Source organism: Bacillus sp. P14.5, from assembly GCF_003316765.1.
Classification (GTDB): Bacteria; Bacillota; Bacilli; order Bacillales; family Bacillaceae_B; genus Rossellomorea.
The window spans coordinates 34,214-47,452 of the sequence record NZ_NIJF01000107.1 but is presented as its reverse complement, the minus strand read 5'-3'; the positions used below and the strand labels follow the sequence as shown (position 1 = coordinate 47,452).

General features: G+C 44.1%; 7 protein-coding genes. 6 read left to right on the top strand and 1 reads right to left on the bottom strand.

Annotated elements, in window-relative coordinates; genetic code table 11:
• Window positions 1–781: 781 nt before the first annotated feature.
• Window positions 782–5,125 carry a S8 family serine peptidase gene (locus B9Z54_RS21375; protein ID WP_113930399.1) on the top strand — a complete coding sequence of 1,448 codons (4,344 nt, stop codon included), beginning with the start codon at window positions 782–784 and terminating at the stop codon, window positions 5,123–5,125.
• Between the two features lie 566 nt (window positions 5,126–5,691).
• Here B9Z54_RS21375 and B9Z54_RS21370 read toward each other — a convergent pair.
• The gene (locus B9Z54_RS21370; RefSeq protein ID WP_113930398.1) at window positions 5,692–5,946 is read right to left on the bottom strand and encodes a YhdB family protein; all 255 of its coding nucleotides are present in this window, start codon (window positions 5,944–5,946) and stop codon (window positions 5,692–5,694) included.
• A 168-nt stretch (window positions 5,947–6,114) separates the two neighbouring features.
• On the opposite strand from B9Z54_RS21370, the gene B9Z54_RS21365 reads away from it, so the two are divergent.
• The 5 genes from B9Z54_RS21365 to B9Z54_RS21345 all read left to right on the top strand — a co-directional run bounded on the left by B9Z54_RS21365 (window position 6,115) and on the right by B9Z54_RS21345 (window position 13,161).
• Window positions 6,115–6,423, top strand: a complete 309-nt coding sequence (locus tag B9Z54_RS21365; protein WP_113930397.1) for a DUF3889 domain-containing protein — start codon at window positions 6,115–6,117, stop codon at window positions 6,421–6,423.
• Between the two features lie 638 nt (window positions 6,424–7,061).
• Window positions 7,062–8,264 carry an MFS transporter gene (locus B9Z54_RS21360; RefSeq protein ID WP_162785318.1) on the top strand — a complete coding sequence of 401 codons (1,203 nt, stop codon included), beginning with the start codon at window positions 7,062–7,064 and terminating at the stop codon, window positions 8,262–8,264.
• Window positions 8,265–8,875: 611 nt separating this feature from the next.
• Window positions 8,876–10,294: a SpoVR family protein gene (locus B9Z54_RS21355; protein ID WP_113930395.1), complete on the top strand. Its 1,419-nt coding sequence runs from the start codon at window positions 8,876–8,878 to the stop codon at window positions 10,292–10,294.
• 370 nt (window positions 10,295–10,664) lie between these two features.
• The gene (locus tag B9Z54_RS21350) at window positions 10,665–11,033 is read left to right on the top strand and encodes an ArsR/SmtB family transcription factor (protein WP_113930394.1); all 369 of its coding nucleotides are present in this window, start codon (window positions 10,665–10,667) and stop codon (window positions 11,031–11,033) included.
• Window positions 11,026–13,161 carry a heavy metal translocating P-type ATPase gene (locus tag B9Z54_RS21345; protein WP_205207750.1) on the top strand — a complete coding sequence of 712 codons (2,136 nt, stop codon included), beginning with the start codon at window positions 11,026–11,028 and terminating at the stop codon, window positions 13,159–13,161. The genes B9Z54_RS21350 and B9Z54_RS21345 overlap by 8 nt, the downstream gene beginning before the upstream one ends.
• Window positions 13,162–13,239: the final 78 nt, after the last annotated feature.

The window sequence follows — 13,239 nt, the reverse complement described above, 5'->3', positions numbered from 1 at the left end:
AGAATTCATATAGTGGCAGAGCTTGTATTTTCACTAATCGTTCTTTAGTTGCATAAAGAGATTTTTTATTGAGCTAAATCTACTGGTTCATAGAATTCTCCCAGTCCAGTACCTCACTCCCGATAGCTGCAGAAAAGGCCACTCCTTTAGAGGGCTTTCTCTACAGCGGCAGACTGGGATCATTAGGTAAATAGGATGATTCAGCAGGTTTATGGAACTTTGTTAAAATGAATTAGACAGAACAATTAAAACTGATGGTTTCCTTTTTAACAGGGTATATTTGTATGCCTAAAGAACGAGTCTTGTTTGTCATGGTGAGTACTAAGGTTTATCCTGGCCAGTAGAGATGCAGTCTAAACCCGGGAAAAAACTGCAAAATATTCTTTCAGGAATTTTTTTTAATGATGGTACCAGTAATCTCCTGGTAAAAAACACTACCTTCGCTCGTCAATCTCATCAATCCTATATCATATTTCCTCTTTTACTTCTATTACGATATTCAGGAATTACGGAAAGCTTCTATCTACCTATTGGTTAATCAAGTTCAGGCCGTTATATGCCTGAAGTTATATAATTTCTCCTGCTATATGCTTATTAAAAAATAAGTGCAATGTAACTTTGTGTTTATTTTTAGAATATTCAGTTTATTTTCGACAAAATAATACAACCTTCTACATATAGGTTTGGTTATCTTTGGTACAACACCTACATAATTCCAGGTGTAATATTCAGAAAGGAGACCATAGTTGGAATTGCCAAACTTATATCAGGAGGGAATTGAATGAGAGGAAGAAGAAACAGAGTAAAATGGTTGTCCATTGTACTGACACTTGTACTATTTATTCCTTTGATGTTTCCACCCAATTCAGCAGCAGCGAATCCCGCACAGGCAAAAGAAAAGCCTTCCGTTTCAGCAAATGAAACAGCCAAGATTAAACCTCAATCCAAGATAACATCCAAATTGCAAGATCAATTCAAAAAAGATAAACATGTAACCTACTTAGTGAAGTTCAAGGAGCAGGCCGATCCAGCAGCTATAGCCAAGAATGCAGCTGCCAGTGCCACGAAACAAAAGCTGTCGGCGAACGGCAAAAAGTTATTGAAGCGGAACATGGTCGTTTCGGAACTCCGCTCTACTGCGCTTAAGACACAGGCAGAGGTGAAAAAATACTTAGCGAAAGAGAAAAAGTCCGGAGCCGTTAAAGAAGTAAAAGATTTTTATGTAGTCAACGGTATGGCTGTGACGAGTACGAAAGAGGTAATGGAAAAAATTGCGGCATTCTCTGAAGTAGAGAAAATATTGCCGAATGAAACCCGCCAGCTTATCCAGCCGGCAAAAACTGAATCGTCAACAAGCGCGGCAGTGAAGGAAAAAACTGTCCAAAACTCACCTTCAAACATCGAGTGGAATATTGACCGCGTTGGTGCTCCTGCTGTATGGGATATGGGGATTGACGGTGCAGGAACAGTCGTCGCTTCTATCGATACCGGTGTACAGTGGAATCATCCGGCACTGAAGGAACAATATAGAGGGTTTGATCCTCAAAACCCTGAATCTCCTCAAAATGAATTCAACTGGTTCGACGCGACAGCGGGCCAATCCGCACCATATGATGATCAAGGCCATGGAACTCACGTGACAGGTACGATGGTCGGAGCGGAACCGGATGGCAGCAACCAAATAGGAGTTGCCCCTGGAGCCAAGTGGATAGCTGTCAAGGCGTTTACTGCTGATGGTGGTACAGATGCAGACCTTCTTGCCGCTGGAGAGTGGATTTTGGCTCCAACGGATGCAGAAGGAAACCCTCATCCTGAAATGGCGCCTGATGTTGTCAACAATTCGTGGGGAGGAGGAGCAGGACTGGATGAATGGTACCGCCAGATGGTAGAAGCATGGAGAGCAGCAGAAATCTTTCCGGAATTCTCAGCTGGCAATACGACCCTTTTTAACCCGGGAGGTCCTGGATCCATTGCTACGCCTGCAAACTATCCTGAGTCTTTTGCCACAGGAGCCACAGACATCAATGATCAATTGGGCAGCTTTTCCCTTCAAGGCCCTTCACCGTATGATGAAGTGAAGCCTGAGATTTCAGCACCTGGAGTGAATATACGATCTGCTGTTCCGGGCAGCAATTATGAAGGAGGCTGGAATGGCACTTCGATGGCCGGCCCCCATGTATCAGCTGTTGCCGCACTATTAAGACAGGTTGATGCAAGTCTTACAGTCGAAGAAATGGAAGAAATTCTATTGAATACAGCTGTTCCATTAACAGACAGTACCTTCCAAGAGTCACCAAACAATGGTTATGGACATGGGTTGGTGAATGCATTCGATGCAGTCTCCTCAGTTTTGAGCGGAATCGGTCAAGTTGAAGGACAGGTATCGAAAGAAGGCGATGATTCTGAAGCGCCGGCAATCAGCCATGAAGCCCCAACTGAAGCGTTCAAACAAATGAACCTGTCACTTCAAGCGGAAGCAAGCGATAACATCAGTGTAACCAATGTGACTTTACAGTATCAAAATGCATCTGGAGAATGGACGGCTGCCGATGCTGTCAGGTCAGCCGGCGATCATACGTCAGGAACGTATGAAGCTGCAATCCCTGGCGAGGACTTAACAGGGGAAAATGTAACCTACAAGTGGACTGCAGTTGATTTTGGAGGAAATGAAGCAGAGACAGAGGAATACACTGTTACTCTTCTTCCTGGCATTTCTGTTGGATATGAGCATGACTTTGAATCCAATCCGTCAGGCTGGACTTCTTATGGAGAGCAGAACAGCTGGGAGCGCGGTGTACCTGAAAACGGACCTGGTGCGGCTGTTTCCGGGGAAAATGTTTTTGCCACAAGCCTGTCAGGAACGTATGCTAACAGTGCTAACATGTCACTGCAAATGCCTCCAGTAGATCTGCCGGAAGGAAACAGCTTCCTTCAGTTCAAGCAATGGCATGAACTTGAGCGGAACTACGACTACGGACACGTCTTCGTTTCCACGGATGCGGAAAACTGGACTCAAGTACTCCGCGTGAATGGAGATACAGGAGACTGGGTTGATGGAGAAGTTGATTTAAGTCAATACGCCGGGCAGCGGATCTATATTGCCTTTAACGTAACGACGGATGGAAGTGTCGTAAAGCAAGGCTGGTATTTAGATGACGTGAAACTAAGCGGAGAATCCATCCTTCCAGCTAAGAAAAAGAATCTAGGACTGAAATCGAAGGATGAACCTTCTTCTTCTGTTTCTAAAAAACCGAAAGTGAACCCAAGCAAAATCACAGTGGCAGCCAAGAAATCAGCCGCTTTACCGGAAGACAGCAGTCCAGCGCCAGTGCTTCTTCCATTACAGGCAGAAGTAAATGTGCTTGAAACCGGGCGCTCTGCCTACACAAATCCTGCTGATGGATCTTATTCCATTACACATGCAGCTGGTGAATTCACTTTACAGGCATCAACTTACGGTTACAGGTCGCAATCTCAAAGTGTGACAATCGAGGAAGATGCAGTATCGACGGCCAATTTCACTCTTGAAGAAATTCCAAGGGGGACTGTGACTGGTACAGTAACAAACCAGGCTTCAGGAGAACCTGTTGAGGGAGCAACTGTTTTCCTTTTGGAAGATGCAGTAGTTGAACCAGTTGAAACCAATGCAAATGGTGAATATGAACTTAATGCTTATGAAGGAGAGTATACACTGAAAATCGTTGCTCCATACTACAACAGCCAGGAAGTCACCATAACGGTGGAAGGTGGAGAAACTACCGGTGCGGATGTTTCATTGGAACCATTCATCGGCTATCCAGGTGAAATCTCCTATGATGACGGAACAGCTGAAAATGCCCGTGCATTCAATGCTGCCGGAAATGGCTGGGCAGTGAAAATGTCCCTTGAAGAAGGAAATGAAGCAGCCCTTGTAACAGGCGGGTTGTTCCGATTCTGGGATATGGAATGGCCTGTACCTGGCGGGACCGAATTCCAGGTTGCCGTCTATGATGCTTCAGGTACGGACGGGGCACCAGGAAAGAAAATCGCAGGTCCTTTTGATGCACAAGCGCTGCGAAATGGGGAATGGACACATGTTGATTTAAGTCAGCATGGAATCATGGTGGAAGAAGACTTCTACATGGTTTACATTCAGACACATGCAAATCCAAATTCACCTGGCCTTGGTACGGATGAAAATGGTGAATATGCTGCAAGAAGCTGGCAGATGGTTGGAGGAGCATGGTCACCTTCACCGGAAGAGGAAGGAAACTACATGATCCGGGCAACCGTCAATTACGAAGTAACCGCTCCGGTGATTACTTCGCCAAAAGATGGATCCTTCACGAAGAATGATACAGTCACCGTTGAAGGGACGTCAGCACCATCTACAACAGTTCTCTTGTTCAATGGAGAAGAAGAAGCTGCGACAACTGAAACATTGGAGGACGGTACATTCTCGGCTGAGGTTGCACTGCATTCCGGCGAAAACACAATTACAGCCAAAGCATCCACAGAGCAAGGTGCCACAGGACCTTCAGAGCCTGTTACCATTACGCTCGATCAAGAAAAGCCTGAATTAGAGATCACTTCTCCAGAAGAAGGGCTTAAAACGAATAAAGAAGCGATCACCGTTGAAGGTACAATTGCGGATGACAATCTTGCATGGGTGAAAGTAAACGGCCAAAAGGCAGCTGTGAATGATGGCCAATTCACTCACAGAATGCTCCTGAATGAAGGAGAGAATGTCATTCAAGTTATTGCAAAAGACAAAGCTGGAAACAAGAAGAAGCAAACCGTGACAGTACTTGCTAAATTCGGGGACATCTCGATTGATAACCTTCTTCCGGCAGAAGATAAACAGTTGAAGAATGGGGAATCAGTGAAAATCGAATTTGACAGTGAACCAGGATTGGATGCTGCTTTCGTCATCCATATGCCGCTGACAAATACGAGATCCCAAGTTTCTAATGCAACTGAACTGCCTATGATGGAAACATCGGAAGGGCACTATGTCGGATATTATACTGCCACCTCTAATGTCAAAGCACCTGGGGCAGTCATTGAAGTGAAAGTATCCGATGAATACGGAAATGTAAGCACGAAGAGGGCAGAAGGCAAGCTTTATATCAACGCTAAGAAATAATCCTGCTTTGAAGGAGAGTCGATTTCGGTCGGCTCTTCTTCATTTTTTTATGACTATGAAAATCCTTGCTAGGCCGGGGGCTCCAAAGAGCTTACTTATAGCGAGGTATAAACATGCTTGTTCAAGACGGGATAAGCTGGTTTCCCTATCACCCCATTGCATTCCAGCATGAGGTCTGCCCTGTGAATGGACATGAATAATGCTATCTGAAATAAACGGAAAAATTCCGGTTAAGCTTTGGAATAGGATTCGATTTGGGGCATATAAGCGGAATATTTCCGCTTAAGAACGTAGAAATGACCCAGTTTTCACATCTTTTAAGCAAATAAGCGGAATTTCTCCGTGTAAGTTAGCTATTTTTCGGACTTTTTCTTAAATAAGCGGACTTTTTCCCCTTATTTCTCAAGAACTTTATACAGGAATAAGCAGCTGGAGAAAATCATTCGGTGGGACATATTGGGCGAGCCCGGTAAGGTAGGCTTCCAGCCGCGGAGAAAACCTTGGAATTTTTTGAAAAACTAAATAAAAGCGGGCTGAATGCATCAGCCCGCAGGATTGGTGGAATCCTATATTTTCATTGCATGTTCTTCCAGTGGTTCTCTTTCAAAGGCAGTCAAATTGGCGTGCTCGATATATCTGAGAAGGGTATACATCTTTTGTTCAATGGTTGAGTAATCACGGGAAAAATGGTAAGCATGCAGGAACTGTTCGATCCTTTTTGCTAAAAGGTCATCTTTCGTCCGTACCATTAGAATGAGAAGGTTATCCCATTCACTACGATGTGTATAGTACAATGCTCTGTCATAATCCACTTTATTCAATGAACTCCCTCCTTCTGAAGGGTTACTAGTAGTATGTTCACGCAAGGAGAAGATTTTCACTGAAAAAGTTGGTTTTCCTATACTGATGGGCTTTCCTACTATTGGATGAATAGTGTGCAGAATTAAAAAGCATATTATAGATGAAATTATATGCAGAGGTGAAATAGGATGAAAAAATGGATAGTGATTTTTTCTATGGTATTGTTCTTCTTGGCGGGTCAGCCATCACTTGCCCAGCAGCCTGATTATCAAAAATTCGGGCGCATTGCCACGGCGGTTGTAAAAGAAGAGTATACAGGAGAAAAGCTTGCGGATTACAAATATGATGGCAGGAAGACATTATCCGGAGGGCAGATTCAAGACAGCTTTACTTTTAATGTCAAGAAAGACGGCAAAGATGTAGTGGTCAAAGTAAATGTTGTTCATAACCCCGACAAACCAAAAGACCTGAATCTTTCAGTCATAGAAGTGCAGTAGCCGTTTGCTGGATGCACCTTGCTTTTTGAGCAGGGTGCATTATTTTTGTGTTTCGTGATCAGCAGGATTTCTTGAATTGATGTCCCGCTGAGGAGAAGCGCGGTGCATGATCTCCGGGATTTTTCGATTTGATGTCCCTCGAAGCAGAGCGAGGTACATGATCAGCGGAATTTTTGTGTTTGATGTCCCTCGAAGGCGGAGCGCGGTACATGATCTGTGGGTTTTTTGTATTTGATGTCCCTCGGAGGTGGAGCGGGGTACATGAATGAAAAGTGGAATTTTTATATTTGATGTCCCTCAGAAGTGAATCTGAATAAAACATAATGGAAACTGCCTGTAATTATGGCTGCGATTTAATAAGATCCCTATCACTGAAGGTTTTGAATCAGCTATGCAGGTAATTTAGATTGCTTTTTCCACTTTGAATTGATGTCCTCTTAAGGGGAGCGCAACTAGTAGTTTCAAACGCTGAATTTTGTTTTATTGGAATTTTTACATAATAGATACTATACTTTTATAAGAGCGTGCTTTTGATCGTACATAGGTGATAAGTTATTTCTATATTCAGAAAGGAGCCAGTCCCTTGTGATATTCATTCTTTTCTCAGACAATTTCATATTATGTTAGGAGGAAGAATGATGAAAACACGGGCCTTTCGTTATTTGTGGGTTGGCCAGGCGTTGGCAAACGGAGGAGATGTTTTATTTATTGTTGCGATTATCGCGGCCGTTTTTGCTACAACTGAGTCAGCTATTATGATGAGTATCATCCCTGTGGTGATCACCTTTTCCCGGTTCATAAGCAGTGTGATTGCGCCGCTGATTTTGGATCGGTTTCATTTAAAGAATCTCTTGTTTTATTCACAGGTTTTTAAAACCGCTTTGATGGGGGTTCTCTCTTTATTGTTGTTCTTGGATGCAGGACATCTTTTCGTTGTTTTCCTTTTAGTGAGCGGGGTTGCTTTTTTAGATGGCTGGGCTCTGCCTGCACGTAATGCATTTGTCCCTTCAATTGTTAGAAGGGAAGATTTAATTGGAGCCAATGGTTTTCTTTCTACCATTGATCAAGCGGTTCAGTTTTCCGCATGGGCTGTCGGCGGTATACTTGTTGCTTTTGCTGGAGAAGGGTGGACGCTGGTCTTTACAGCATTCTTATTCCTTGCAAGCAGCATGATGATGTACAGCCTGCCGATGAATAGTGCTGGTATTCCGGTGAAGCAGGAAAGGGGATTGAACATTGGAGCGAAAATGACAGAAGGCTGGGGAGACATTTGGAGGAATTCCAGGTTAAGGAATATCTTCTTTATTTATGCTATAGAATCCGCTGCAACTGTCGTTTGGATTGCCGCGATTCTGTATGTGTATGTTGACCAGCAGCTCGGCAGGGGAGAAGAATGGTGGGGCTTTCTCAACGGAGCTTTTTTCATCGGACTGATAGCGGCAGGTGTACTTCTGTTGAAAACGCACAGATTGTTTTCGGGAAATGTGTACCGCTGGCTCCCGCTGACGCTGGTTTTTACTTCTCTGGCAACTTTATTTTTCGGATTGACCAGCATTGCGCTGCTTTCCCTCTTGTATTCAGTGATTTTCGGTTTCTTTGACGGAATGAAAGTCATCTTGCTGCAAACAGCTGTGCAGCAGAGTGTCAGTCCTGAGAGACTTGGAAAAGTTTTTGCCGCACAGGGAGCTGTAACCACTCTCATATTTGGTTTGTTTTCATTGGGAGCAGGTTTTTTTACAGAACAATTCGGAATCGAGCTAGTTTTTATCGTGTCGGCGGTTCTGTTGATTTTGGCAGTTATTCCTGCAAGGGCACTGCAAGTAAAACTAACAGAGCGTTAATGCTCAGAAGGGTCTCTTTAGTGGCACTCACAGCTTCTACGAAGGTCACCTGGAGAGCTTTTTCCTCTTTTAGTGGCACTCATGATTTCCACGAAGGTCACCTGGAGAGCTTTTCCCTGTTTTAGTGGCACTCACGGTTTCCACGAAGGTCACCTGGAGAGCTTGTTTATCTTTTAGTGGCACTCACGGTTTCCACGAAGGTCACCTGGAGTGCTTTTCCCTCTTTTAGTGGCACTCACGGTTTCCACGAAGGTCACCTGGAGAGCTTTTCCCTCTTTTAGTGGCACTCATGGCTTCCACGAAGGTCACCTGGAGGGCTTTTCCCTCTTTTAGTGGCACTCACGGTTTCCATGAAGGACCCTTTTTATTTTGAGAAAAATCAGGACCTGCGAGTCAGAAGAGCCCGCAAACAGCATGGAATTCCTCAAAGGAAAGATCGATGCAGTCAGAAGAGCCCTCAGACAGCAGGGAATTCTCAAAATGTAAAATGATACCCAGCCTCGTGTTCAATAACGTTTTTATTCTTCTCATGAAACCTTATCCCATTTCATATATTGAAATAAGAGTAGCCAAGGTGACGCGGGTGTAAATTTTTACTGGGGGGAACCGGGATGAGAGAAGAGGAACAGAAACAATTACAGCAGGCGATTGGTGAGATCACGGAGATTGCCAAAGGCTTCGGGCTTGATTTTTATCCGATGCGTTATGAGGTCTGTCCTGCAGATATCATTTATACATTTGGGGCTTATGGGATGCCGACGCGGTTTTCCCACTGGAGCTTTGGAAAACAATATCATAAAATGAAACTTCACTATGACTTGGGTCTGAGCAAGATTTATGAGCTGGTAATCAATTCAAATCCTTGTTATGCGTTTTTGCTTGATTCGAATGCACTCATTCAAAACAAGCTGATTGTCGCTCATGTGCTGGCTCACTGCGATTTTTTTAAAAATAATGTCAGGTTCCAGAATACAAAGAGAGATATGGTTGAAAGTATGGCGGCAACGGCTGACAGGATCAGGCAATATGAGATAGAGCACGGAAAAAAAGAAGTGGAGACTTTTCTGGATGCGGTCCTTGCCATTGATGAGCATATTGACCCTTCCTTGATGCGTCCTAAGTTGTCGTGGAGCATGGAAGATGTGGAGTGGGAGGAAGAGGAGGTTGCTTCTGCCACACCTTATGATGATTTATGGTCATTAGATGACGGGCCGAATAGACAGAAGAAACAAAGAAGGAAAGTGAAAAAGAAATTCCCGCCGCAGCCGGAAAAGGATCTTTTGCTTTTCATTGAGCAATTCAGCCGTGAGCTTTCGGATTGGCAGCGGGATATCCTGACGATGATGAGAGAAGAAATGCTGTATTTCTGGCCGCAGCTGGAAACAAAAATTATGAATGAAGGCTGGGCTTCCTACTGGCATCAAAGAATCATAAGAGAAATGGATCTGACCAGCGGTGAATCCATAGAATTCGCGAAGTTGAATGCGGGAGTGGTGCAGCCATCGAAAACAAGCATCAACCCATACTATCTGGGCTTGAAGATTTTCGAGGATATTGAAGAGCGCTATAACAATCCGACAGAGGAAATGATCAGAAGAGGTGAAAAACCTGGTTCAGGCAGAGATAAAATGTTCGAGGTCAGGGAAATTGAATCGGATATTTCTTTCCTTCGAAACTATTTGACCAAGGACCTGGTGATGAGGGAGGATATGTACCTTTTCCAGAAACAGGGGAAGGACTATAAAATTGTCGACAAAGAGTGGAAAGAAGTTCGGGATCAGCTCGTTGGTATGCGGGTCAATGGCGGGTTTCCATTTATAACGGTCAATGACGGCGACTATCTGAAAAATGGTGAACTTTACTTGAAGCATTGGTATGAAGGAATCGAACTGGATATCAAGTACCTCGAGAAAGTGCTCCCGTATGTCTACCAGCTATGGGGCAGGACGGTCCATATTGAAACCAATGTGGAAAACAGGCAAATGTTGTTTACTTATGAAGGACGTACTGTGCAAAGGAAATACCTTTAGTCCTTTAAAGCGTGACCAAGGATAGTCCCTCTTAGTACTGTAAAGGGCTAAAGTACACTACCCTTTCCTGTTGGTAAACGATACTTGGCAATAGACAGCAGGCGAAAATAGGATTGAAGTTTGTAAAGTTCATCATATAAGCAACTGGATTTAGGTAACAAAATATGCAGTCGATTAGGCCTTCCTTGAACATAAGGAAGGTTTTTTGTTTGAACTGTACTATATCGCATCAACTCGTTAAATCACAAAGAGGGACAATCCCTTTTAGCCCGGAGGTGGGTGAAAGCACATATTGTAGAATGTTTTGACAGATTTCTTAAACTTACATATACTAATATTCAAATGAACGTTTGATTGTTGAGGTGGGAAGATGAAGCAGAAAGATGTTTGTGAAGTGACTTGTTATGAGAACGAAAGAGCTGCCGCTGTTCAAGAAGAACTTGCTGTAACAAATACAAATGGCGCAGCAAAAATATTTAAAGCATTATCGGATGATACTAGAATGAAGATCGCTTATGCCCTCAGTCTTGAAGAAGAGCTGTGTGTTTGCGATGTAGCCCAGATTGTCGGTGCCACGACCGCTACAGCTTCGCACCACTTGAGGCTGCTTCGCAATATGGGGCTTGCAAAATACCGCAAAGAAGGAAAATTGGTGTACTATTCCCTGGATGATGACCATGTCAGAAGCCTGATTAACATTGCCATCACCCATCATAAGGAGGTGGAACAACGTGGCTGAAGGATTGGTGAAGACAACAGATAAAACGACATACCGCGTTCAGGGCTTTTCCTGAGCAGGCTGTGCCGCAAAGTTCGAAAAGAACGTGAAGCACCTGGATGGTGTTTCAGAAGCAAATGTTAATTTTGGAGCGTCAAAGCTCACTGTCTATGGAGATACAACCATTGAGGAGCTTGAAAAAGCTGGAGCGTTCGAAGGTATCAAATTGATACCAGAAAACCAGCGCTTTACAGAAGATAAGCAGCCCTTTATACAGAAATACGGCAATGTTCTGCTATCCGTTGTCTTTTTGATCATGGGTTGGTCGCTTGGACAATTTTACGGAGAAGAAAGCCTCTTATCGGTCCTGGCTTATTTAGCTTCCATAGCCATAGGAGGTTATCGGCTTTTTATAACGGGCCTAAAGAATTTAATGCGTTTCGAATTCGATATGAGGACGCTCATGACGATTGCCATAATTGGGGCTGCGTTCATTGGCGAGTGGGGAGAAGGGGCAACGGTTGTCATTCTGTTTGCCATCAGCGAAGTCCTGGAATCCTATTCAATGGATAAGGCACGGCAGTCGATCCGCTCACTGATGGATATCGCTCCGAAAGAAGCATTGATCAGACGGAATGGAACAGAGATGCTGGTCCAAATTGAAGATATTCAAATCGGGGATATTATGATTGTGAAGCCCGGGCAGAAGCTGGCAATGGATGGGATCGTTGAGAAGGGAATTTCTGCGGTCAATCAAGCAGCCATTACAGGGGAATCAGTTCCGGTAACCAAGCAGCGAAGTGATGAGGTTTTCGCGGGTACCTTGAATGAAGAAGGTTTATTGGAAGTCAGAGTGACCAAGCTGGCGGAAGATACCACCATAGCGAAAATCATTCACCTTGTTGAAGAGGCCCAGGCTGAACGTGCCCCTTCACAGGCCTTTGTCGACCGATTTGCAAAGTACTATACCCCGGCAGTAATAATGGCTGCCATCCTTGTAGCTGTCATCCCTCCGTTACTGTTCAATGCAGAATGGAGCGAATGGATTTATCAGGGTCTCGCGGTACTCGTGGTCGGTTGTCCATGTGCCTTAGTCATATCAACTCCGGTTTCCATTGTTACCGCCATTGGAAATGCTGCCAGGAACGGTGTTTTGATAAAAGGCGGCATTTATCTGGAAGAAATGGGTGCCTTAAAAGCCATTGCATTTGATAAAACAGGGACACTCACAAAAGGACGTCCGGCAGTAACGGATTTCATTTCTTTAAAAGAAGAACAAAAAGAGGAATACTTGAAAATGATTGCTGCCCTGGAGAATGGTTCACAGCATCCACTGGCATCTGCGATTATGAAGAAAGCGGAAGAGGAACAGGCTCATTATCAATCAGTAGTGATTGAAGAGTTTACTTCTGTTACAGGAAAAGGAATCAAAGGATTAATCTCTGACACAACGTATTACGCAGGCAGCCCCGCTTATATAGAGGAAGTAATGGAGCATGCACTTCCAGAGGGTTTAAAAAGAACTATATGGAAGCTGCAGAATGAGGGGAAAACTGTCATTGTTTTTGCTACCAGAGAAGAAGTCCTTGCCTTGACGGCTGTCGCTGATGAAATCAGGGAGAGCAGTGCAGAAGTGGTAGAAAGGCTCCATAAGCTTGGAATAAATAAAACCATCATGCTGACAGGGGACAATCAAGGAACAGCAGAAGCTATTGCAAAACGATCAAATATAAGTGAAACAGCAGCGGAATTACTGCCGCAGGATAAGCTCACTTTTATAAAACAGCTTCGCGAACGGTACGGAAAGGTTGCAATGGTAGGAGATGGAGTGAATGATGCCCCCGCTCTTGCAGCTTCATCAGTAGGGATTGCAATGGGCGGAGCAGGTACTGATACAGCATTGGAGACGGCGGATATTGCCTTGATGGGTGATGATTTAAGAAAACTGCCATTTACAGTGAAACTCAGCCGGAAAGCACTGTTCATCATCAAACAGAATATCGCCTTTTCATTAGGAATCAAACTGCTTGCGCTGCTCCTGGTCATTCCGGGATGGCTCACCCTTTGGATTGCAATATTTGCAGACATGGGAGCTACCTTGATTGTTACACTTAATGGCCTGAGACTCCTTAGAGTTAAGGACAAATAAAAAAGAAGCCGAAGTGGCTTCTTTTTTTGAATAAATATAGAAGTTACTGTTTAGAAGACAGGCAGCCATTCAGATTCC